Here is a 23,185-nt window from a genome sequence, read left to right on the forward strand (position 1 = left end):
GGTACGACCCGCGAGCCCGCCGCCCGTCCGGGCGATCCGCGTCATCGCCGGTCCTCCGCGTCGGCGTGGCGTTTCAGGTCCGCCCACAGCTCGTCGACCTGCCCGGCGAGCCGTTCGAGCGTGCCGGAGTTGTCGATGACGCGGTCGGCGATCTCCAGCCGCCGCTCCCGGGTGGCCTGGGCCGCGATGCGGGCCCGCGCGTCCGCCTCGGTCATGCCGCGCCGCCCGGTCAGGCGCCGCACCTGCTCCTCGACGGGCGTGTCGACGACGACCACGAGGTCGTACATGCCCGCCAGGCCGTTCTCGGCGATCAGCGGCACGTCATAGACGACGATCGCGTCGCCCGGCGCCCGCTCGACGAGTTCGCGCATCCGCTCGCCGACGCGCGGGTGCACGATCGCGTTGAGGCGCGCCCGCCGTTCCTCATCGGCGAACACGATCGACCCGAGCCGTTCCCGGTCCAGCGAGCCGTCGGGGAGCAGCACCCCCTCGCCGAACTCCGCGACGACCTCGGCCAGGCCCGGCGTGCCCGGCTCGACGACCTCCCGGGCGACGGCGTCGGCGTCGACGACCACCGCGCCGTGCTCCGCGAGCCGCCGGGACACCTCGCTCTTGCCCGACCCGATCCCTCCGGTCAACCCCACACTCAGCACGACGGCGAGCGTACTCACCCGCCCCGCGCGGGGACCAGTCAGCCGCCCCGGACGGGCCCGAGGGGCTTGCGCATGTGGACGAGCGTCAGGTGGTCGGCGACCCGCTCCCGGTTGGTCTCGGCGTAGCCGAGCCGGCGGTACATCCGCAGGTCGGTCTCGCTGAGATGCCCGGTGAACAGCACGCAGGCGTCGGCCCGGCCGGCCGCCTCCGCCTCCAGCGCCCGCATCAGCGCCTCGCCGATCCCCCGGCCCTGCAGGTCGGGCGCGACGACGAGCCGGCCGACCAGGCAGGTGCGCTCGTTGAACCGGCCGCGTACCGAACCGACGAGCCGGGGTCCCACGCTGGCCTTCAGGACCAGGGACTCGGCGATCATTGCGCGGATCTGGTCGAGGGACTCGACGAGCGGCGGCAGGAACGGGTCACCGTGCAGCTGCGCCTCGGTGACGTACGCGGCGCGCTGCACGGTGAGGATCTCCCCGGCGTCGGAGACGTCGGCGTGTTCGATCCGGACCTCCTCCACGGACGGTCAGCCCACCACGCGGACCGTCGCGGCCACCGGATAGTGGTCCGAGGCACGCCGGGACGAGTCGACCGCGCTGTTGTCGAAGCCGAGGTCGTCGCTGCCGAGGATCCAGTCGGCGCGGACGCCGCCCGTCATGGTCGGCGGAGGCGATTCCATCGTGCCGCGCAACCCGCTCTGGCCCATGAGGCGGCTCAGCTCCGGGGTTCCCGGACCCGCGCCCATGTTCCCGGCGATGATCGTACGCGGCGCGCCGCTCCACACCTGCAGCAGCTTCCCGATCTCGGTCAGCCGGCTCTGGGCGCGGTCGGCGCCCTGCTGGAGCCGTACGGACCACACGTCGGCGGTGTTGCCACCGCCGACGTCGACCCGGGCCCAGACGTACCCGGGCGCCTGCGGGCCGGCGCCGACCGGCAGCCGCCCGGCGCCGGTGGCCTTGACGCGCAGCCGGGTCAGCACCGCGTTGCCGTCCTGGTGGTCGGCCGCCGCGCCCCACACGAGGCGCATCTTCAGCCGCCGGGCCAGCCAGGACGCGACGTCCGTGGTGCCGGACATCGGACGGCCCCGCCCGACCCCCTGCAGCGCCACGACGTCGGCGCGCTGCGCCTCGATCGCGCGGGCGATCGCCTCCGGGTCCAGCCGGCCCCCGTCACCGATGGCGTCGTGGATGTCGTACGAGACGAGCCGGAACGTGCCCGGCAGCCTCGTCGCCGCGCGGGTCACCGACGGCGCGGTCACCGCGTAGATCACCGGGACGACCGCGAGGACCAGCGCGCCCGCGCCCGCGCCGAGCGCGCGGACCGCCGAACGCGCCGGGAGCGGGCCGCCGCGCGCCGCGGCGATCGCCGACAGCAGGCCCAGCGCGATGCCCGCCAGGCCCGGCAGGACCTTGTTCGGCAGGGGCAGCGGGTGGGTGTAGTGCAGTTGGTACGGCAGGATCACGACCAGGACGCCGAGCGCGCCGAGGGCCGCGCCCAGGTCGATGCGCCACGCCCGGCCCCCGGTGTCGGGGACGCTGACGTCCGGCGGCGGGCCGCCCCGCTCGGCGGGCCGGCCGCGGTAGCCGCCGCGCCGCAGCGGCACCCGTGAGGCGACCGCGAGCAGCCACGCCGACAGCACCTGCCCGATGATCACGACGGCGATGGCGACCGCGCCGGTCAGGCCGTACCGGCCGGTGACCGCGCCCGCGCCCACGCCGAGCAGCGTGCCGCCGAACACGCACACCCCGCCGGGCACGGCCGCGACGGCCAGGCCCGAGGACAGGAACGCCATCGCCAGCGCCTGCCCCGCCAGGACGACCACCCCGGCGACGGCCAGCGGCAGCCCGCCGCTGGAGGACGTGAACGCCGGACTGGACAGCACGAGGATCTGCAGGGCCAGGAACGGCCCCAGCGCCGCCGCGCCGAGCGCGTCACGCCAGCCGATCACCGGCGCCTCGACCGGCGGGTTGCGCAGCCAGCGCACCAGCGCCGCCACGCCGCCCGCGACGATCAGCAGCGTGACGATCCAGGCGGCGACGCCCGCGCGCGCGGGCGGGTCCCAGGTGCCGAACGCGAGCCGCAGCGCGGTGTCGCCGGTGAGCCCGGCCGTCGCCGCCACCGCGAATCCGGTGCCGGACAGGCCGCGCGCCGCCTCGTACAGCGCCGTGACGGCGAGCATCCCGAACACGGCGCCGGCGAACGCCAGCCACAGCGCCGGTGAGACGGCCTGCATGGCGAGCCGGACGGCCAGCAGGCCGCCGATCGCGACGGCCGGCAGGCCGCGCGGCCCGGCGACCGCGCGCACACCGGGCGCCAGAAAGCCGGACAGGCACGACACCAGGATCACCAGCGTGGCGGTGACCGCCCCACCGGACTCGGTGTAGTGCCCGAACGCGGGGAATCCCGCCCGCAGCACCTCGGCGAGCACCGCGAGGGTGACCGCGATCAGCGAGATCCGCGAAAGTTCCTGGGGAACGACCGGGGGTCCCGCCGTAGCGACGGGACCCCCGGATCGGACGCGTGAGTCAGAATCGACCATAACGGTGGTCTGTCTACTCCTCGCCGGTTTTCGGTTGTGTGTTACTCCTGGCCGCCGGACAGCTTCTCGCGGAGCGCCGCGAGCGCCTCGTCGGAGGCCAGCGCGCCGCCCGTGTCGCCGCCCTGCGACTCCTCCGTCGCGTACGACTGCGGGCCGGCCGCCTCGGCCTCGGCCCGGCGGGCCTCCTCGACCTGCCGCTTGTGGGCGTCGAAGCGGGAGCGGGCCTCGGCGTACTGCCGCTCCCAGGCCTCACGCTGCTCCTCGTAGCCCTCGAGCCAGTCGCCGGTGTCCGAGTCGAAGCCCTCGGGGTACTTGTAGTTCCCCTGCTCGTCGTACTCGGCGGGCATGCCGTAGAGCGTCGGGTCGAACTCCTCGTCGGTGAACGTCCCGCCGGTCTCGTTGGCCTGCTTCAGCGAGAGGCTAATGCGGCGCCGGTCGAGGTCGATGTCGATGATCTTGACGAAGATCTCGTCGCCGACCTGGACGACCTGCTCCGGGATCTCCACGTGGCGCTCGGCCAGCTCGGAGATGTGGACCAGGCCCTCGATGCCCTCCTCGACCCGCACGAACGCGCCGAACGGCACCAGCTTGGTGACCCGGCCCGGAACGACCTGGCCGATCTGGTGGGTGCGGGCGAACTGCTGCCAGGGGTCCTCCTGCGTCGCCTTGAGCGACAGCGAGACCCGCTCGCGCTCCATGTCGACGTCGAGGACCTCGACCGTGACCTCCTGGCCGACCTCGACGACCTCGGAGGGGTGGTCGATGTGCTTCCAGGACAGCTCGGACACGTGCACCAGACCGTCGACGCCGCCGAGGTCGACGAACGCGCCGAAGTTGACGATGCTGGAAACGACGCCCTTGCGGACCTGGCCCTTCTGGAGGGTGTTGAGGAAGGTCTGGCGGACCTCGCTCTGCGTCTGCTCGAGCCAGGCACGGCGGGACAGGACCACGTTGTTGCGGTTCTTGTCCAGCTCGATGATCTTGGCTTCGAGCTCACGGCCGACGTACGGCTGGAGGTCGCGGACCCGGCGCATCTCCACCAGCGATGCCGGCAGGAAGCCGCGCAGGCCGATGTCGAGGATGAGGCCGCCCTTGACGACCTCGATGACGGTACCGGTGACGATGCCGTCCTCGTCCTTGATCTTCTCGATCGTGCCCCAGGCGCGCTCGTACTGCGCGCGCTTCTTGGACAGGATCAGGCGACCTTCCTTGTCCTCCTTCTGGAGGACGAGGGCCTCGACGTGGTCTCCGACCGTGACGACCTCGTTCGGGTCGACATCGTGCTTGATCGAAAGCTCACGCGAGGGGATGACACCCTCGGTCTTGTAGCCGATGTCGAGCAAGACCTCGTCTCGATCGACCTTGACGACAGTGCCCTCGACAATGTCGCCGTCGTTGAAATACTTGATGGTCTCGTCGATCGCCGCGAGGAAGGCTTCCTCGGACCCGATGTCATTGACCGCTACCTGCGGGGTACTCGAGGTGGCCTCGGTGCTGCTCGTCATGTGTGGGATGGCTCCGGATACGGACATGCGTAGTTGCCTGTGCTGCGCGGAGGGCCAGTTATCCGTCCCTGCCGATGAACCGGCGGCGTGACCATACCGATGTCGACGTGACCGAGCGCGAGCCTGCTCTGTCCGAGGCGCGCGCAGGCCCACAGCGCAGCGATCAGAATATGGGACGTAGGCCGGTACGGTCAATCGCCCGCTTGATCAATACGGGCACGCGCGGGCCACGAAGCTCTCCGCGAGGTAGATCATCTTAGCCCGCGGGAAGGCCACCGTGGCCGGATCACCATCGGATGTGTAGCGCTTGTCCGGATGCCGGGCCAGCCAGTCGAGCCAGGCGATCGAGCAGAATCGCCGGCAGTCGTCCTGGCGAACCCGGCCGTCGTCGCGGATCCGCGGGATCTGCCGAGGATCATAGTCCTTCTCGAACGGCGAGTCGGCCGGACGCCATCCCGCGAGGAACATCCCCCGGAAGTCCCACCGGGCTCCGCCGGCCGATCCGTGGCCGGCCCACGACAGGCGTGCCGGGGCGCCGAAAGGAAACGCGAACGTCACCGGCGGGATAGCCGTCGCAGCCGTGATCATCTTCTGGTCGGCACCGATCTCCTCGGCCACCCCGCCGTGATCCATCCCCGCCAGGTCACGATGGTGGGCCGTATGGTTGGCGACCTCGAAGCCGTGCTGGACCAGCCAGCGCAGCGCGGCCGCCGCCCGGTCCCCCAGCGCGAACGGACCGGCGTTCACGAAGAACGTCGCGACCGGACGGAACCCCGGGTGCTCCCGGGCCACCCTCTCGATCACCCCGACGGCGGTGTCCGGCTCCGGCACGCCCGCCGCGTCGAACGCCAGATGCGTCGGCGACCCGTCGTCGAAGGTCAGCACGACCGGATGCCGGCCCGCCGGAACGTTCATCGTCCCCGTGACGAACTCCGCGGCCGTCACCGGCACGTACCCCTCCTGCGCCAGCCGGGTGAACTCGGCGTACAGCTGGGCCGGCGTGCGGTCCAGCGACGCCTTCGGCCGGGCCAGCACCCGGTGGATCATCAGGATCGGGACCTGACCGAGTTCGTTCGCGTCGGCGGCACGGGCCACCGCGGCCGCCCGCGCCCGGTCGAAGGCCGGGACCGCCGGGGCCGCCTGCGCCGGGCCCGGCGGCGCGACGGCACGCCGGCCGCGTCCCGCCCCGTCTCCCGCCCCACGTGCCGGCGCCGCCGCGCCGTCCCACGGCCCGCCGCCGCCCGCCGCGCCGTTCCCGGCGGCGGAGACGGCCGCGGTGACGCCCGCGCGGCGCGTGGTGCCGGCGCGGCGGCCGTGCCCGTCCGGGGGCAGCAGCAGGCCCACGGCGACCGCGGCGACGATCAGGGTGGCGGCGAGTCGGTGAAGATGCGGCACGTGCCCCCCAGCAGCTCGTACCCGTGGCGAGCCGTGCGGCCGCGGGCACCGTCGAAGTCCGCGCGGAACGGCCGTCGGATCATGGCCGCCCGTCTCGCGCGGACTCTTCCTTCCCGCTCACTGGATCTTGCAATCCGTCACCGGGGTGAGCCCTCCGTGACCGGCCCCCGCCGCAGGGGTGAGCCCTCGGTGACCGGTGCCGTCGGCGGGACCAGCCGTCAGTGACCGGCCTCCTGCCAGGTGCGCCCGGTGCCCATCGAGACCTCCAGCGGCACCCGCAGGTCGTACGCGCCGCCCATCTGCTCGCGCACGAGGGACTGCAGCGTCTCCAGCTCGCCCGGCGCCACCTCGAAGATCAGCTCGTCGTGGACCTGCAGCAGCATCCGCGACGCCAGCCCGGCGGCGCGCATCGCGCGGTCGACGTTCAGCATCGCGACCTTGATGATGTCGGCCGCCGACCCCTGGATCGGCGCGTTAAGCGCCATCCGCTCGGCCATCTCCCGGCGCTGCCGGTTGTCCGAGGTCAGGTCCGGCAGGTAGCGGCGGCGGCCCATGATCGTTTCGGTGTAGCCGTCCTGCCGGGCCCGAGCGACGATGTCGCGCAGGTAGTCGCGCACGCCACCGAACTGCTCGAAGTACTCGGCCATCAGCGCCCGCGCCTCGTCCGGCGTGATCTTCAGCTGCTGCGACAGCCCGAACGCCGACAGGCCGTACGCCAGGCCGTAGTTCATCGCCTTGATCCGCGACCGCAGCTCGCCGTCGATCTGCTCGGGCGGCAGGTCGAACACCCGGGAGGCGGTGATCGTGTGGAAGTCCGCGCCGGACCCGAACGCCTCGATCAGCGCGGCGTCCTCCGACAGGTGCGTCATGATCCGCAGCTCGATCTGGCTGTAGTCGGCGGTGAGCAGGCACTCGTAACCCGCGCCCACCATGAAGCCCTCGCGGATCTGCCGGCCCTCGGCCGAGCGGATCGGGATGTTCTGCAGGTTCGGGTCGGAGGAGGACAGCCGGCCGGTCGCCGCGACCATCTGCCCGAACGTCGTGTGAATGCGCCGGTCCTCGTCCGCCATCGGGATCAGCGAGTCGACCATGCTCTTGAGCTTGGCGACCTCACGGTGCCGCAGCAGGTGCTCCAGCACCGGATGGCCGGTCTGGGCGAACAGGCTCGTCAGCGCGTCGGAGTCGGTGGTGTAACCGGTCTTGGTACGCCGCGTCTTCGGCAGCTCCAGCTCGTCGAACAGCACCTGCTGGATCTGCTTGGGCGACCCGAGGTTGAACTCGTGCCCGATCGCCTCCCAGGCGGCCTCCTCCATCGCCTTGACCTCCGCGCCGAAGGTCGCCGACAGCTTCGCCAGGTAGTCGATGTCCAGGGCGACGCCGACCCGCTCCATGCCGGCGAGGACCTCCACCAGCGGCAGCTCGACATCCTGCAGCAGCCGGGTCGCACCCCGCCGCTCCAGGTCCGCGTCGAGCGCCGCGGCGAGGTCGACGACCGCCCGCGCCCGTACGACGAGGTCCCGGGCGGCCTCCTGCTCGCCGGAGCCGTCGATCGTCAGCTGGCCGCCGCCGTCGGCCTCCTCGCGCAGCTCCCGGTGCAGGTAGCGCAGGACCAGGTCACCCAGGTCGAAGGAACGCTGGCCGGGCAGCGCGAGGTAGGCGGCCAGCGCCGTGTCGCTCGTCACCCCGTCGAGCCGCATGCCCCGCGCGGCCAGCGCCAGCATCGGGCCCTTCGCGTCGTGGACGGCCTTCGGCCGCTTCGGGTCGGCCAGCCACGCGGCCAGCGCCCGCTCGTCCTCCTCGACCAGCTCCACAGGGTCGACGAACGCCCCCGCACCCGCCTGGTTGGCCAGCGCCAGACCGGTGAGGTCGCCGGTGCCCCGCCCCCACGTGCCGGTCACCGCGACGCCGACCCGGCCCTCGCCGGTGGCGTGCTCGTCCAGCCACGCGGCGAGCTCGCCCGGCCCCGGCCGGGCCACCTCGACCTCGAAGCCCTCCTCCGCCTCCGGCTCGACCGCCGACAGCGTGGCGTACAGCCGCTCGCGCAGCACCCGGAACTGCAGGGTGTCGAACAGCGTGTGGATCTCGTCGCGGTCCCACTGGCCGATCGTCAGCTCCGCCGGAGCCTGCTCCAGCGGCACGTCGCAGACGAGCTTGTTGACCTGGTAGTTGCGCATCACCTCACCGAGGTGCTCGCGCAGGCTCGCGCCCGCCTTACCGGTGATCTCGTCGACGTGCGCGATGACCCCGTCCAGCCCGTCGTACTTGGCGATCCACTTCGCGGCGGTCTTCGGGCCCACGCCCGGCACGCCCGGCAGGTTGTCGCTCGTCTCCCCCACCAGGGCCGTGAGCATCCGGTGCCGCTCCGGCGGCACGCCGTACTTCTCCTCGACCGCCGCCGGCGTCATGCGGGCCAGGTCCGACACGCCCTTGCGCGGGTACAGCACCGTGCAGCGCGGCCCGACCAGCTGGAACGCGTCCCGGTCACCGCTGACGATCGACACGTCCATGCCCTGGTCCACGGCGCGCGTGGCGAGCGTGGCGATCAGGTCGTCCGCCTCGTAGCCCGCGACGGACAGCCGCGGGATGCGCAGCGCGTCGAGCACCTCGAAGATCAAGCTGATCTGGCTGCGGAAGTCGTCCGGCGTCTCCCGCCGGTTCGCCTTGTACTCGACGTAGGCCTCGTGCCGGAACGTCGGCTCCGACCGGTCGAAGCACACCCCGACGTGCGTGGGCTCCTCGTCGCGCAGCACGTTGATCAGCATGGACGTGAAGCCGTACACCGCGTTGGTCGGCTGCCCCGTCGTCGTCGAGAAGTTCTCGATGGGCAGCGCGAAGAACGCCCGGTAGGCCAGAGAGTGCCCGTCCAGGAGCAGCAGGCGCGCGTTTTCAGAGGTCGCTTCCGTCGTCACCACGCCAGCAGCCTAGTCTTCGATGCCGACAGTTCTACGCACGTCATGGAGGTTTCATGGGCGAGGCCGGCGGCGGCCCCACGAACGATCTCGGCGGCATCGACCCGCGCGGGGATCTCGCCACGGCGATGGGCGTCGAACTCCTCGAGGCGAGCCCCGAACGCGTCGTGGCCCGCATGCCCGTCAAGGGCAACACCCAGCCGTACGGCGTCCTGCACGGCGGCGCCTCCTGCGTCCTGGCCGAGTCCACCGGCTCCGTCGGCGCGGCCCTGCACGCCGGACCCGGCCGCATCGCCCTCGGCATCGAGATCAACGCCACCCACCACCGGTCAGCCACCAGCGGATACGTCACCGCGGTCGCCACCCGCCTACACGGCGGACGCACCCTGGCCAGCTACGAGATCGTCATCACCGACGAGCAGGACCGCCGCGTCTGCACCGCCAGACTCACCTGCGCCATCCGCGACAAGGCATAGATTTCTCGCATCTTTTGCACCAGTCACTCCAGTCTCGCTACCGTTGGAGGGCAAGAGCCCGGAGCGCTGAGTAGAAAACGTACGATCCGGTCCTCGTGCAGGGCCGGGGAAGGCCTGCACGGGCCACCAGGTCGGACGGCACCAAAGGCGCTCCGGGCTCATTGTCGTTCCGCCCCGCCCGCCGGAACCCTCGGCACGTCAGAACCCCCAGCCCGCCGGAACCACCGGCCCAGCGGCCCACCTGAACCCTGGCGCGCCGGTCTCGATTCGGCCACAGCCGCTCTACGCGTCGGCCACGGGGCTTTGCATGATCACGCCCGTCGCCTACCGTCGCGCTGTGCGCCCCTTCGCGATCACACCCGGCGTCCGCGCCCGGCGCCGATCCGGCGCCCTCCGCGCCGTCGCACCGCTCCTCGCACTCGCCCTCGCCGCGGCGGGCTGCGGCCACCCGGCCCGCGACTACACCATCCCCCGCCAGCCCCTCCCCGAGCACGAGACACCGCTCAAGGGCCGTACCGCCACCATCGGCGAGGTCACCTACACCGCGATCGGCGTCCGCACCAAGATCCCCGAGGTCATCGGCTCGCACGCCAGCTGGATCCCGCACGGGCAGTACGTCCGCGTCCGCCTCCTGATGGTCAACCACGGCCGCGAACGCCACGACCTCGACCCCTACCGGCAGCGGCTCGTCACCGCCGACGGCGCCACGTACCTTCCCAACACCGACGCCATGCAGATCTCCCGCGCGCCCTCCGGCGTGCAGTCCATCGCCTCCCAGGAGATGCGCGCCTTCGACCTCTGGTACGACGTGCCCGCGAACGCCAAGGTCAAGGCCCTGCGCGTCCTCGGCGACCCCTCCTCGTCCCGGCTCGGCGACCAGCTCAAGGGCGCCGCCGTCGGCCACACCAAGAACCCCGTCGACCTCTCCCTCACCTGACGCCGGGAAACGACGAAGGGACGGCGGCCCGCCCTGCGAGCCACCGTCCCTTTCCAACGCGGCGCCTGGTCTAGTCGCCCGACCCGGCGGCCGCCTCCGCGCCACCGCCGAGGTACGCCGCGCGCACCTGCGGGTCGTTCAGCAGCGCACTCGCCTCCGCCGACTTCACCACCGCGCCCGTCTCCAGGACGTACGCGCGGTGCGCGACCTGCAGCGCCTGCTGGGCGTTCTGCTCCACCAGCAGCACCGTGGTGCCCCGCCGGTTGATCTCCGTGATGATCTCGAAGATCTGCTGGATCAGCTTCGGTGCCAGACCCATCGACGGCTCGTCCAGCAGCAGCACCTTCGGCTTGGTCATCAGCGCCCGGCCGATCGCCAGCATCTGCTGCTCACCGCCGGACATCGTGCCGCCCGCCTGGTCCTTGCGCTCGGCCAGCCGCGGGAACAGGTCGTAGACCTCCTTCAGGTCCTTCTCGACCTCATCCCGGCGCGCGTACGCGCCCATCAGGAGGTTCTCCACGACCGTCATGCCGGGGAAGATGCCACGACCCTCAGGGGACTGCCCGATGCCCATGAGCACGCGCTTGTGCCCCGGCACCTTGCTGATGTCCTTGCCGTCGAACAGGATCTGCCCGCGCGTCAGCGGACGCAGCCCAGAGATCGTCTTGAGCGTCGTCGTCTTGCCGGCGCCGTTCGCGCCGATCAGCGTGACGACCTCACCCTCGTCGACCTCCACGGACACGCCCTTGAGCGCGGCGATCTTGCCGTAGTGGACGTGGATGTCCTTGATCTCAAGAAGCATCGGCGGGGACCCCCAGGTACGCATCGATGACCCGCTGGTTGGTCTGGATCTCGGCCGGCAGACCCTCTGCGATCTTCTGGCCGAAGTCCAGCACGGCGATCCGGTCGCTGATGCCCATGATCAGGCTCATGTCGTGCTCGATCAGCAGCACCGTGCGCCCGGTGTCCCGGATCTTGCGGATCAGGCCCTGCAGCTCCTCCTTCTCCGTCGGGTTCATCCCGGCGGCCGGCTCGTCGAGCAGCAGCAGCTTCGGGTCCGTCGCCAGCGCACGAGCGATCTCCAGCCGCCGCTGGTCACCGTACGGGAGGTTCTTCGCCGTCTCCTCCATCCGGCGCGCGACCCCGACGAACTCCAGCAGTTCCTCCGCCTTCGCCCGGCCGTCGCGCTCCTCACGGCGATGCCACGGCAGCCCCAGAGCCGCCCCGGCCAGACCCGTACGGTGATGCGCGTCCGCGCCCACCATCACGTTCTCCAGCGCCGACATGTTGTGGAACAGCCGGACGTTCTGGAACGTGCGCGCCACGCCCCGCTTCGTCACCTGGTAGCGCTTCTTGCCGTCGATCCGGGAACCCGCGAAGACCACCTGGCCCTCGGTCGGCCGGTACACGCCGGTGACGACGTTGAACACCGTCGTCTTACCCGCGCCGTTCGGGCCGATCAACGCGAAGATCTCACCCTCGTTGATCGCCAGGTTCAGGCCGTTGATCGCGACGACGCCGCCGAAGCGCATCGTGATCCCGCGCAGCTCCAGCACCGGCGTACCGGTCTTCTTCTCCGCCGGAACGCCTGCCGTCTCACTCATTCGCCCACCTCACCAGCGGCGACGGTCACCGGACCGCCCACCTCGGCACCCAGGCCGCCCATACCGCCCTCGCCCTCGGCGAGCTCCGCCTTACGGCGCCGCGACGGCAGCAGACCCTCCGGCCGGAAGATCATCAAGAGGACCAGGACCCCACCGAACACCAGCACGCGGTACTCCTGAAGGCCACGGATCCGCTCCGGAATCCACGCCACCAGGAACGCCCCCAATATGACGCCCGGGAGATTCCCCGAGCCGCCCAGGACCACCGCCGCCAGGATCGTCGCCGACAGGATGAACGGGAAGTTCGTCGGAATGATCGACACCGACTGCGACGCGTACACCACGCCGCCCGCGCCACCGATCGCCGCGCCGATCGCGAACGCCGCCAGCTTGAACTTGAACGTCGGAACACCCATCAGCTCGGCCGCGTCCTCATCCTCACGGATCGAGGCCCACGCCCGGCCCACCCGGCTGTTCTCCAGCCGCTTGGCGAAGATGATCGCCGCGACGATCAGCAGCAGCATCAGGTAGTAGTACGGCTTGCCGTCCAGCGCGCCGTACTTCAGCGGCTGCACGCCGCCGATCCCGATCGCGTCGAAGAACCCGTTGTCCGGGATCGTCCACTCCGACAGCGACGGCGGGTGCGGAATACCACCGATGCCCCGAGGACCACCGATGTAGTCGGTATTGTTCGCCACGATCCGGACGATCTCCCCGAAGCCCAGGGTCACGATCGCCAGGTAGTCGCCGCGCAGCCGCAGCGTCGGAGCGCCCAGGATGATCCCCGACACCGCCGACAGAAGCACGCCGACGACCAGGATCTCCCAGAAACTCATGTGCATCTTCGTCCCGAAGATGGCCATCGCGTAGCCACCGATCGCGAAGAACGCCACATAACCCAGGTCGAGCAGGCCCGCCTGCCCCACCACGACGTTCAGGCCGATCGCCAGCAGGATGTACCCGCCGATCGGGAAGAACAGCAACGTCGGCCAGTCCGTGTACGGCGACATGAAACTGCCGACACCGTCCGCCGGCAGCAGGATCGCCAGCACGATCAGCACCAGATAGACGACCCAGCGCGCCCAGCGCGGAGCGGTCGCCCATCGGTCACGAAGCGTATCGAAGAAGGACGAATACCCGTCCCGAGCTCGGGAGAGCGGGTTCCGGTTGGTCGTATCGTTCATGCGCGCGCCTGCTGGAGAGACTCACCGAGGATCCCGGTGGGACGGAACATGAGGACAAGCACCAGAACGCTGAAAGCAACGACGTTCTGCCACTCGGAGCCGAAGACCGCGGAGCCGTACATCTCGATCAGGCCGAGGACGATACCGCCGACCAGCGCACCGCGAAGGTTGCCGATACCGCCCAGCACCGCGGCCGTGAACGCCTTGATGCCCAGCAGGAACCCGACGTCGAACCGCGTCTCCTCGAACCGCAGCATGTACAGCGCCGCCGCGACACCCGCCATCGCGCCGCCGAGCGCGAACGTCGCCGTCACGATCCGGTCGATGTTGACACCCATCAGCACGGCCGTCTCCGGATCCTGCGCCGTCGCGCGGATCCCGCGGCCGAGCTTCGTCCGGTTCACGAACATGTCCAGCGCGACCATCATGAGCACCGCACCGACGATCACGATGAGCCGGTCGTTGGACAACTCGAACCCGCCGATGTGAATCACATTGGTGTGGTGCACGAAGTGGCCCTGGACCGGCAGCGCGCCCTTCTCCTTCGGCAGGCCGAACGCCTGCGGGATCACCAGCCGGGCGAACAGCTGCTGCAGGAACAGGGACGCGCCGATCGCCGAGATCAGCGCCGCGAGCCGCGAGGCGTTGTTCCGCCGCAACGGCCGGTACGCCACGTACTCCAGGATCACGGCGCTGCCGCCCGACGCGATACCACCCGCCACCGCGAGCGCCAGGACCAGCGCCACCAGCGCGAAACCGCCGACGTTCGATGGCATCCCGAACAGATGCAGCGTCCCCAGGGCCCCGAACGTCCCGATCATGAAGATCTCGGAGTGCGCGAAGTTGATGAGTCGCAGGACGCCGTAGACCATCGTGTAGCCGAGCGCCACCAGCGCGTAGATCGCGCCCAGCGACAGGCCGTCAATGGTGTACGGCCAGAATTGACTGAAGAGATTGTTCAATGTGGTCGCCTTCATCGCACGGGGCGGGAGCGCACCTGTCGCTCCCGCCCCTGCGCGTTCTCAAGGCCGCCGTCTGGTCGGCGGGCTACTTGACCGTCGCGTTCTTGGCGTTGCCCAGCAGCGGAAGCTGGTCGCCCTTGACCTGGTAGACGTAGACGTCCGCCGCGGCCGGCTCACCGTTGCTCTGGAACTTGATCTCCTTCGACACGCCCGGCTTGTCGATCTTCGACAGGTAGTCGTTGATCTTCTCCGGGGTCGTGTTCCCGGCCTTGACCGCCTCGATGAACGCCGTGGCCGCGTCGTAGCCCTCGGCCGAGTAGACCGCCGGGTCGGCGTGGAACTTGGCCTTGTAGTCCTCGGCGAACTTCTTGCTCGCCGCGCTCGCCGTACCGCTCGGGTCGATCAGGCAGGGGCAGCCGATGATCGAGCCGTCCGCGGTGGTACCGCCGGCACCCTTCGCCAGGCCCTTGTCCAGCGAACCGTCACCGGACAGGAAGCGCGCCTTCACGCCACCCTCGCGCAGCTGCTTGATCAGCTTGCCGCCCTGCGCGTAGTAGCCGCCGAAGAAGATCGCTTCCGGGGTGAACGCCTTCACCTTGTTGACCGTCGCGGAGAAGTCCGACCCCTGCGGGTCGATGGCGTCCTCGGCGGTCTGGGCGCCGCCCTGCGTCACCGCGGCCTTCACCGTCTCGGCAAGCGGCTTACCGTACTCGGAGCTGTCGTGGATGATGAAGACCTTCTTGGCCTTCAGCGAGTTCGCGATGAACCCGCCGATCCCCTGGCCCTGCACGTTGTCGTTGCCGATCACACGGTGCCAGTACTTCCAGCCGTGCGTCGCCAGCGAGGCGTTGGTCGCCGAGGAGGAGATGTTCGGCAGCTTGCCCTCCTCCAGCACCGGGTCGGCCTGCGCCGACTCGCCGGAGAAGGTCGGGCCGATCAGGCCGGCGATCTTGTCCTTGGTGATCGCCTGCTTCGCCAGCGGCACGGCCTGCTCGCCCTTGCCCTGGCTGTCGTAGGTCTTGAGGGTGATCTTGACCTTCGGGTTGGTCGCGTTGTACTGGTCGATGGCCAGCTGAGCGCCCTGCCTGGGCGGAATGACCAGACCGGAGTTCTCACCGGTCAGGTCGCCCATGAACCCGATGGTGACGGTGTCGCCGCCGCCGCTCTTCGAGCCGCCACCACACGCGGACGCGCCGAGCGCCAGTGTCGCGCTCGCCGCCGCCACGCCGACGACCGTAATCAATCTGCTCCGCAAGGTAGCTCTTCCTTCCGTCCGAATCCCCTGGATCAGGGAACTTCTCTGCACCCAGGGCGTGGACTCGGTGCGGGCGAAATAACACGGTTCCCTGGGGCTCGGTGGGTAGTACACCGAGCACCGGCTACGAACAGTAGGGATCCAGCGAGGGTGTTGCGGATTCGTTACTGGCCCGTGCCCTAAAAGTCCAGATCTGATTACGGACGACTACTTTGCGTAGTGGCACAGCTCACTTGGTTTCAAGGGTGTTAACGGACAAGCGCGACACGGCTATTCGGCCGATCCGCCGGAGGTCTCCCCCGCGCCGCCCGCGATGACCGCCTCCGCCACCGCCCGCATCGTCAGCCGGCGGTCCATCGACGTCTTCTGGATCCAGCGGAACGCCTCCGGCTCCGACCACCCGTGCGCGCTCTGCAGCAGCCCCTTGGCCCGGTCGACCAGCTTCCGCGTCTCGAGCCGCTCCCCGAGCGACGTCACCTCGGCCTCGAGGCTCTTGATCTCCTGGAAGCGGCTCACCGCCATCTCGATGGCGGGCACCAGATCCGCCTTCGTGAACGGCTTCACGAGATAGGCCATGGCTCCGGCCTCGCGCGCCCTCTCGACCAGCTCCCGCTGCGAGAACGCCGTCAGGATGACCACCGGCGCGACCCGCTCGGCGGCGATCCGCTCGGCCGCCGAGATCCCGTCCAGGACGGGCATCTTCACATCGAGGATCGTCAGGTCCGGCACCAGCTCCATCGTCAGGCGAACGGCCGTCTCTCCATCCCCGGCCTCGCCGACGACCTGGTACCCGTCTTCTTCCAGCATCTCCTTGAGGTCCAGCCTGATCAGGGCCTCATCCTCAGCGATCACAACACGACGCGCGCTCTCGGTCACGCGCACGAGCGTACCCGGACCCGCTACCCTGGTACCCGACCCAGGTCGGTAGACGGCACCTCTACCCACGACTCGGACATATAATCGAATATCCCGAATAATGCCCCGATAGCCCAATCGGCAGAGGCCGCAGATTCAAAACCTGCACAGTGTGGGTTCGACTCCCACTCGGGGCACCTCAAGAAACCGCCGTCCGTAACGGGCGGCGGTTCTGCCGTAGGGCGATGCAACACTGAGCGCATGTATGACATTGCCACGCGTAATCGCGCATTAAGCCTTCTCGCGCAAGGTATGACCGTCAGCGAGGTCAGCAGGCGCACATCTCCCGGTGGGCCATCCGCGACTGGCAGCTGCGGGCGGACCAGGGCAGACCCATCGCGTCGTCTCGCCCCACGTCATGCCCCCGCTGCACGACCCCTGCGGCGCTCCCGCAGTCTGCGGATCGGTACGCCTATCTCCTCGGGCTCTATCTCGGTGACGGCTGCATCAGTCCGGTGGGTGATTCCGCCAAACGAATCTGGGCGCTGCGCATATCCTGCGCGGACGACTATCCAGGTCTGCAGGTCGAGTGCGCGGACGCCATCCGCGCGATCCGGCCCGACAACAGGATCCGCTTCCTCCGACTCGCCGGCTGCACGGAGATCAACAGCCATTCGAAGCACTGGCCGTGCCTCTTCCCTCAGCATGGTCCGGGCAAGACGCACAACCGGACGAGCGCGCTCGAATCCTGGCAGCAGGACCTCGTGGAGCGGTATACGAGACCGTTCGTCCGTGGTCTGATTCACTCGGATGGGAGCCGCTCGACCAATCGCGTACGGCATGCGGCCGAAGGCGGCGATCGCTGGTATGAGTACCCGCGTTACTTCTTCACCAACGAATCCGCCGATATCGCGAAACTCTTCACGGACGCGCTCGACAGGCTCGGCGTCGCCCGGAAGCGATCGAACCGCAACAACATCTCCGTCGCGCGGCGGGAGGCGGTGGCGCGGTTGGATGAGTTCGTGGGGCCGAAATACTGATCAGCCGGCGTGGCGGATCATGAACTCCTGCTGGGCGTCCGGGGCGGTCATGATGGAGCCGGGGACGGCCGGGTCGCGGTGCTCGGCCTGGAGGTCCTCGGGGCGCGGGCGCGCCGGGAGGGAGCGCCAGCGGGCGGGGCGGCGGGGCGCGGAGTCCTTCTGCGGGAGGACCTCTTGGTCTTCGCTCATGGTTTCAGGATGCCGCGTGCCGTGCCGCGTACCAACCCTTGGCCGTATCCCGTGGGGTGCGGGGCCATCGCCGGAGACGATGATGGCCCCGCACTGCGGAACGCCTCGGGTCAGGAGGACGGGTGGGTGGCGATGGCGTCGCCGATGCGGTGGACGCGCAGCGCGTTGGTGGAGCCGGGGGTGCCGGGGGGCGAGCCGGCGACGATGACGACGCGGTCGCCCTTCTGGAGGCGGCCGATGTCGAGGAGCGCGGCCTCGACCTGGCGGACCATCTCGTCGGTGTGGAAGACCTCGGGGACGATGAAGGTCTCGACGCCCCAGACGAGGGCCAGCTGGCTGCGGGTCTCGGGGCGGGCGGTGAAGGCCAGGAGGGGGATCGGCGAGCGGTAGCGCGACATGCGGCGCGCGGTCTCGCCGGTCATGGTGAAGGCGACGAGGGCCTTGGCTCCGACGGTCGCGCCGATCTCGGCGGCGGCGCGGGCGATGGCGCCGCCGACGGTCTCGGGGACGCGGTCGAGGGAGTGGGTGGCGCGGAGGGTGTGCTCCTCGGCGGCGGTGACGATGCGGCCCATGGTCTGGACGGACTCGATGGGGTAGTCGCCGACGCTGGTCTCGCCGGAGAGCATGACGGCGTCGGCGCCTTCGAAGACGGCGTTGGCGACGTCGGAGGTCTCGGCGCGGGTGGGGCGCGGCGCGCTGATCATGGATTCGAGCATCTGGGTCGCGACGATGACCGGGCGGGCCTTTTCGCGGGTGAGCTCGATGGCGCGTTTCTGGACGATGGGGACCTGCTCGAGCGGGAGCTCGACGCCGAGGTCGCCGCGGGCGACCATGATGCCGTCGAAGGCTTCGACGATCTCTTCGAGGCGCTCGACGGCCTGCGGCTTCTCGATCTTGGCGAGGAGGGGGACGGTGCGTCCTTCCTCTTCCATGATGCGGCGGGCGGTGGTGGCGTCGTCGGGGTTGCGCACGAAGGACAGGGCGACCATGTCGACGCCGAGGTGGAGGGCGAAGCGGAGGTCGTCCTCGTCCTTCTCGGTGAGGGCGGGGACGCTGACGGCGACGCCGGGGAGGTTGAGGCCCTTGTGGTCGGAGACCATGCCGCCGATGAGGACGCGGGTGCGGACGCGGGGGCCGTCGACGACGGTGACGTTGAGGACGACGCGGCCGTCGTCGATGAGGACGGTGTCACCGGGGTTGACGTCACCGGGGAGGCCGCCGTAGGTGGTGGAGACCATGGCGCGGTCGCCGGGGACGTCCTCGGTGGTGATGGTGAACTCGTCGCCTAGGGTCAGGCGGACCGGGCCGTCGGCGAACCGGCCGAGCCTGATCTTGGGTCCCTGGAGGTCGGCGAGGATGCCGACGCCGTGGCCGGTGGCGTTGGAGGCTTCGCGGAGATATCGGTAGACCTCCGCGTGCTGCTGCTGCGTGCCGTGGCTCATGTTGAGCCGGGCGACGTCGATCCCGGCCTCCACGAGGGCGTGGATGCGCTCCTCGCTGGAACAGGCGGGACCTATCGTGCTGACGATCTTTGCTCGGCGACTCACGCTACAACCCTAGGTAGTTACTGGGCGGTACGCGTATTCATGCAGGTCGGCGTCGCCCAGTGTTCACGTATTGGTCTAGACCGAAGGGGCCGACACGGGTCCCTTGGCCTAGATGTGAGGGTATGCCCGGATGCGGGGAACGGCAGCCGGATCCGAAAGTCCGGCCCGTGCGGCGGCCGGCGCGCGCCCGGCCGCGCGAAGCGGCTCCGGGTCGGGCCGGGGCGCCGTACGCCCGCCCGCGCGGGGTGGTTCCCGGGCGGGCCGGGGCGCCGTACGCCCCGGTCGCGGGGAGGGCGGCGCGGCCGCCGGCGAAGGGTGGCCCGGCCGGCCGCGCGCCGGTGGTTCAGGCCGCGAAGGTCTCGACGATCTCCTGGCAGAAGGCCTTGAGGTCGTCGGGTTTGCGGCTGGTGATGAGGGTGTTGGGACCGGCGGTGCAGCGTGCGACCTCCTGGTCGACCCAGGTGCCGCCCGCGTTGCGGATGTCGGTTTGCACGCTGGGCCAGGACGTCAGGGTGCGGCCGCGTACGACGCCGGCTTCGACGAGGGTCCAGGGCGCGTGGCAGATCGCCGCGACCGGCTTGGCGGCGTCGAAGAATCCCTTGGCGAAGGCGACGGCCTTGGGTTCGGTGCGCAGGAAGTCGGGGTTGGCGACGCCGCCGGGGAGGACGAGCGCGTCGAAGTCGGCGGCCGAGACCTCGTCGACGGTGGCGTCCACGGGGAAGGTGTCGGCCTTCTCGAGGTGGTCGCGGGCCTGGACCTGGCCGCTGGTGGTGGAGACGAGGCGGGGCGTGCCGCCGGCCTGTTCGACCGCCTTCCAGGGCTCGGTCAGTTCGACCTGCTCGATCCCGTCGGGGGCGACGAGGAAGGCGATCGTCTTGCCGTGGAGGTTGGTGCTCATGGGTCAGTACCTTCCCGGATGAAGCTTTCGGCGGTTCCTGAAGAGCCCTGCCCGGCATCGGGGCCGGTATTCACGTCCGGGCGTGACGTTCGGAACCGAGTGTTCTCGCCGGTGCGGGGTGCGAGGTGCGGCCCGCCGGCGCCGTGGCGGTCGTGTTCGGCCGCGTTCTGTGGGCGGTGGGTCTCCGGCCGCCGGATCGCCGCGATTTGCAGTTACATTTCGCCATAGCAGCGATTTTTGTTGATTGTCCGGTTCAACGTTTCCGTCGCTCGATCATCGAACGTCGTTCATGCGTTCGCGTTGCGCCCGGCCGCCGAATGAGCCATTTTCTATCTGGTGTTTCGTGGTCCTCGAGTCGACGGGAGCGTGGCAATATGCCGGAACTCACCCGCCGTCGCCTGTTCAGTGCGGCGGGATCGATGGGCGCGGCGGCGTTCGCCGCGGAGTTCCTGCCTTCGAATCTGCGGCGAGCGATGGCGGCCGCGTCGCCGGCCGGGGGCCGGCTCGGCGACATCAAGCATGTCGTCATCTTGATGCAGGAGAATCGCTCGTTCGACCATTATTTCGGAACACTTCCTGGAGTGCGGGGTTTCTCCGATCCGGCGGCGATCACGCTGAGCACCGGCCGGTCGGTCTTCCACCAGCCGGATCCGGAGAACCCCGCGGGTCATCTCCTACCGTTCCACCTGGACACACAGCGGACGAACGCGCAGTCGATCCCGTCCACCGACCACGCGTGGAAGGTCCAGCACGAGGCGTGGAACAACGGCAGGATGGACAACTGGGTGCCGGCGCACCGGGCGGCCGACGGGGACGACGCGCCGTACATCATGGGCCATTACACCCGGGCGGACATTCCGTTCCACTTCGCATTGGCCGAGTCGTTCACGATCTGCGACGCCTATTTCTGCTCGGTGCTGGGACCGACCTGGCCGAACCGCCTCTACCTGATGAGCGGCACCATCGATCCGGGCGGCGAGAGAGGCGGCCCCGTCATCGGGAACCGGGACCCCGTCCCGTACCGCTGGAAGACCTATCCGGAGGCGCTGACCGACGCCGGAGTGGACTGGCGGGTCTACCAGGAGGTCGACAATTACGGATGCAATGTCCTCGAACGCTTCGACGCGTTCCAGAGCGCCCCCGCCGACTCGCCGCTGTACCGCAACGGGCTCCGGACGTACACCGCGGGCCAGTTCGAATTCGACGCGGCCCACGACCGGCTGCCGACGGTCTCGTGGATCATCCCGACGAGTTATCAGTCCGAGCACCCGGACTACACTCCGGCGGCCGGCGCCGACTATGTGGCGAGCAAGATCGACGCGATCGCGTCCAATCCCGCCGTGTGGGCCAAGACGCTGTTCATCCTCACCTACGACGAGAACGACGGCCTGTTCGACCACGTCCCTCCCCCCGTCCCCCCGGCCGGCACCCCGGACGAGTTCGTCGCGGGCCTGCCGATCGGGGGCGGCTTCCGCGTGCCGTGCGTCCTCGTGTCCCCCTGGACGCAGGGCGGCTGGGTGGCGCGCGAGGCGTTCGACCACACGTCCACGCTGCGGCTGCTGGAGCGGCTGACCGGGGTGCGCGTGCCGAACCTCAGCGCCTGGCGGCGGCGGGCGTTCGGGGACCTGACGTCCGCGCTGGGGATGGCGGTACGCGGCCGGCCGCCGCGGCTGCCCCGGACGAAACCGGAGCTGGCGCGGGTGGCCGAGACCGTCGACCGGCTGCCGGCCCCGGAGTTCCCGGGCGCCGCGCAGACCCCGCCCCACCAGGAGAAGGGCCCCCGGCCTCGGCCCCGGAGCTGAGCCGCGGCGGCCCGGAAGGGACCACACGTGCCGAAGGACATCTCACGGCGGCGGCTTCTCCTGACCGCGGGCGGCGTCGCGGGGCTGGTCGTCCTCGCCGTCCCCGCGGGTTCGGCGGCGCAGGCGCCCCGGCCGCGGCCGAGCCCGCGCAACAGCGTCCCCGGCGAACCGAAGTGGGACACGCCGGGCGAGCAGCCGCAGGCCAGGCGGGCGGCCGGCGCGTACGTCGCGTATGTGGCGCTGACCGGCGGGCAGACCGTGGCCATCATCGACGTCGCTACGCACCGGGTCGTGGCGAACGACATCCCCGCCGACGCCGCGCAGAGCGTCGCGGCGACCCCGGACGGCGCGAAGCTGTACGTCGCCCAGACGGGCCGGTTCCAGGTGCTGGCCGTGGATCCGGCGACCGGTTCCGCGCGCCCGCTGCGCGTCGGGCCGTTCCCCCGGAGCGTCGCGGTCTCCCCGGACGGGACGAAGGTGTACGCGGCGGTCACGGGCGGGGACACCGGGAAGGGCGGTTCGGACGTCGTCGCGGTGATCGACGCCCGGTCCGACACGGTGGTGCGGTCCGTACGGGTCGGGACCGCGCCGCGTCAGGTGGTGTTCGCGGCGGACGGGACGCGCGCGTACGTGACATACGACTCGGGAGTGGCGGTGCTGGACGCGCGCAGGGACCGGGTGATCCACCGGATCAGCGACGCGTCCGGCCCGCAGGGCATCGCGGTCGATCGGCCCGGCCGGACGCTGTACGTGACGGAGCCCCGGGCGAACACGGTCGCGGTGCTCGACGCGGCGAGCGGCCGGCTCCGCGGCCGGGTCGCCGTCGGTGACCAGCCGTGGGGCGTCGCGGTCACCCCGGACGGCGCCAAGGCGTACGTCAGCCGGATGAACGCCGATGCCGTGGCGGTGATCGACACGGCGGCGCGGAGGGTCCTGCGGACGGTCGCGGTCGGCAGGATCCCCGCTCCGGTGGTGATCACGCCCGACGGCGCGGAGGTCTGGGTGGGCAACGTCCTGTCCGGCGGCGTCTCCGCGATCAGCACGGCGTCGGACGAGGTCATCGCGACGATCAGCGGCGGTCCCGGGAGAAGACCGCTGCGCGCGGCTCCACTCGGCATCGCCTTCGCCCGGAACCCGGACGAACCACCCCCGGCGGCCCGCCGTCCCGGGGCAGGCAGGCCCGGGGCAGGCCGCCCAGGGCCGCCGGCCGGGCCGGTGCCCGGTCTACGGCCGTCTGTCGGCGTTCCGGCCTTCGACCACGGCCGACCATCGGTGCCGCAGATCGGTCTGGCCGAGGCCGAGTTCCTCGAACCGGTCACGGAACCAGCTGTCACCGCCGCCCACCGGCCAGAAGCCGCCGCCGAGCTTCCGCTGGGCGGCCTGGAAGATCGATGAAGGGCCGCCTCAGCCTGTCGTCCTGGGCGCTCACCACGC

General features: G+C 70.5%; 20 protein-coding genes and 1 tRNA gene. 6 read left to right on the top strand and 15 right to left on the bottom strand.

Annotated elements, in window-relative coordinates:
* Window positions 1-41: 41 nt before the first annotated feature.
* The 6 genes from coaE to polA form a co-directional block, all read right to left on the bottom strand.
* A complete protein-coding gene (gene coaE / locus NE235_RS04815) occupies window positions 42-653 on the bottom strand; it encodes a dephospho-CoA kinase (protein WP_252799708.1) in 612 nt (203 codons plus the stop codon).
* Window positions 654-691: 38 nt separating this feature from the next.
* Window positions 692-1,174 (bottom strand): GNAT family N-acetyltransferase, encoded by a 483-nt coding sequence (locus NE235_RS04820; protein WP_252799709.1) that lies wholly within the window; start codon window positions 1,172-1,174, stop codon window positions 692-694.
* A 6-nt stretch (window positions 1,175-1,180) separates the two neighbouring features.
* Window positions 1,181-3,193 carry an endonuclease/exonuclease/phosphatase family protein gene (locus NE235_RS04825; RefSeq protein ID WP_252799710.1) on the bottom strand — a complete coding sequence of 671 codons (2,013 nt, stop codon included), beginning with the start codon at window positions 3,191-3,193 and terminating at the stop codon, window positions 1,181-1,183.
* 41 nt (window positions 3,194-3,234) lie between these two features.
* Entirely contained in the window at window positions 3,235-4,698 is a 1,464-nt protein-coding gene (gene rpsA / locus NE235_RS04830; RefSeq protein ID WP_252799711.1) for a 30S ribosomal protein S1, read from the bottom strand.
* Between the two features lie 207 nt (window positions 4,699-4,905).
* Complete coding sequence (locus tag NE235_RS04835; protein WP_252799712.1) at window positions 4,906-6,093, bottom strand: polysaccharide deacetylase family protein; 1,188 nt, start codon at window positions 6,091-6,093, stop codon at window positions 4,906-4,908.
* A gap of 218 nt (window positions 6,094-6,311) precedes the next feature.
* On the bottom strand, window positions 6,312-9,005 hold the full coding sequence (gene polA / locus NE235_RS04840; protein ID WP_252799713.1) for a DNA polymerase I: 2,694 nt from the start codon (window positions 9,003-9,005) through the stop codon (window positions 6,312-6,314).
* Between the two features lie 53 nt (window positions 9,006-9,058).
* On the opposite strand from polA, the gene NE235_RS04845 reads away from it, so the two are divergent.
* Together NE235_RS04845 and NE235_RS04850 are read left to right on the top strand one after the other, a co-directional pair.
* On the top strand, window positions 9,059-9,478 hold the full coding sequence (locus NE235_RS04845) for a PaaI family thioesterase (RefSeq protein ID WP_406567537.1): 420 nt from the start codon (window positions 9,059-9,061) through the stop codon (window positions 9,476-9,478).
* Window positions 9,479-9,815: 337 nt separating this feature from the next.
* On the top strand, window positions 9,816-10,415 hold the full coding sequence (locus tag NE235_RS04850; RefSeq protein WP_252799714.1) for a DUF4352 domain-containing protein: 600 nt from the start codon (window positions 9,816-9,818) through the stop codon (window positions 10,413-10,415).
* Between the two features lie 70 nt (window positions 10,416-10,485).
* On the opposite strand, the gene NE235_RS04855 is transcribed toward NE235_RS04850, so the two are convergent.
* The 6 genes from NE235_RS04855 to NE235_RS04880 form a co-directional block, all read right to left on the bottom strand.
* Window positions 10,486-11,217, bottom strand: coding sequence for an ABC transporter ATP-binding protein (locus NE235_RS04855; RefSeq protein ID WP_252799715.1), 732 nt, complete (start codon window positions 11,215-11,217; stop codon window positions 10,486-10,488).
* The gene (locus NE235_RS04860; RefSeq protein ID WP_252799716.1) at window positions 11,207-12,019 is read right to left on the bottom strand and encodes an ABC transporter ATP-binding protein; all 813 of its coding nucleotides are present in this window, start codon (window positions 12,017-12,019) and stop codon (window positions 11,207-11,209) included. The genes NE235_RS04855 and NE235_RS04860 overlap by 11 nt, the downstream gene beginning before the upstream one ends.
* Window positions 12,016-13,203, bottom strand: coding sequence for a branched-chain amino acid ABC transporter permease (locus NE235_RS04865; protein ID WP_252799717.1), 1,188 nt, complete (start codon window positions 13,201-13,203; stop codon window positions 12,016-12,018). The genes NE235_RS04860 and NE235_RS04865 overlap by 4 nt, the downstream gene beginning before the upstream one ends.
* Window positions 13,200-14,165: a branched-chain amino acid ABC transporter permease gene (locus tag NE235_RS04870; RefSeq protein WP_252799718.1), complete on the bottom strand. Its 966-nt coding sequence runs from the start codon at window positions 14,163-14,165 to the stop codon at window positions 13,200-13,202. The genes NE235_RS04865 and NE235_RS04870 overlap by 4 nt, the downstream gene beginning before the upstream one ends.
* An 85-nt stretch (window positions 14,166-14,250) precedes the next feature.
* On the bottom strand, window positions 14,251-15,390 hold the full coding sequence (locus tag NE235_RS04875) for a branched-chain amino acid ABC transporter substrate-binding protein (protein ID WP_252799719.1): 1,140 nt from the start codon (window positions 15,388-15,390) through the stop codon (window positions 14,251-14,253).
* 300 nt (window positions 15,391-15,690) lie between these two features.
* The gene (locus NE235_RS04880) at window positions 15,691-16,302 is read right to left on the bottom strand and encodes an ANTAR domain-containing response regulator (RefSeq protein ID WP_252799720.1); all 612 of its coding nucleotides are present in this window, start codon (window positions 16,300-16,302) and stop codon (window positions 15,691-15,693) included.
* 96 nt (window positions 16,303-16,398) lie between these two features.
* Here NE235_RS04880 and NE235_RS04885 point away from each other — a divergent pair.
* A tRNA-Leu gene (locus NE235_RS04885) sits at window positions 16,399-16,472 on the top strand.
* Window positions 16,473-16,790: 318 nt separating this feature from the next.
* Window positions 16,791-17,315: a hypothetical protein gene (locus NE235_RS04890; RefSeq protein WP_252799721.1), complete on the top strand. Its 525-nt coding sequence runs from the start codon at window positions 16,791-16,793 to the stop codon at window positions 17,313-17,315.
* On the opposite strand, the gene NE235_RS04895 is transcribed toward NE235_RS04890, so the two are convergent.
* From NE235_RS04895 to NE235_RS04905, 3 genes are all read right to left on the bottom strand, one after another.
* The gene (locus tag NE235_RS04895; RefSeq protein WP_252799722.1) at window positions 17,316-17,504 is read right to left on the bottom strand and encodes a hypothetical protein; all 189 of its coding nucleotides are present in this window, start codon (window positions 17,502-17,504) and stop codon (window positions 17,316-17,318) included.
* A 110-nt stretch (window positions 17,505-17,614) separates the two neighbouring features.
* Entirely contained in the window at window positions 17,615-19,051 is a 1,437-nt protein-coding gene (gene pyk, locus NE235_RS04900; protein ID WP_252799723.1) for a pyruvate kinase, read from the bottom strand.
* Window positions 19,052-19,394: 343 nt separating this feature from the next.
* Entirely contained in the window at window positions 19,395-19,949 is a 555-nt protein-coding gene (locus tag NE235_RS04905) for a type 1 glutamine amidotransferase domain-containing protein (RefSeq protein ID WP_252799724.1), read from the bottom strand.
* A 374-nt stretch (window positions 19,950-20,323) separates the two neighbouring features.
* On the opposite strand from NE235_RS04905, the gene NE235_RS04910 reads away from it, so the two are divergent.
* Together NE235_RS04910 and NE235_RS38080 are read left to right on the top strand one after the other, a co-directional pair.
* On the top strand, window positions 20,324-21,751 hold the full coding sequence (locus NE235_RS04910) for an alkaline phosphatase family protein (RefSeq protein ID WP_252799725.1): 1,428 nt from the start codon (window positions 20,324-20,326) through the stop codon (window positions 21,749-21,751).
* A gap of 27 nt (window positions 21,752-21,778) precedes the next feature.
* Window positions 21,779-23,146, top strand: a complete 1,368-nt coding sequence (locus tag NE235_RS38080) for a YncE family protein (protein WP_308206022.1) — start codon at window positions 21,779-21,781, stop codon at window positions 23,144-23,146.
* Window positions 23,147-23,185: the final 39 nt, after the last annotated feature.

It is taken from the genome of Actinoallomurus spadix, from assembly GCF_024055725.1.
GTDB classification, from domain to species: Bacteria; Actinomycetota; Actinomycetes; order Streptosporangiales; family Streptosporangiaceae; genus Actinoallomurus; species Actinoallomurus spadix.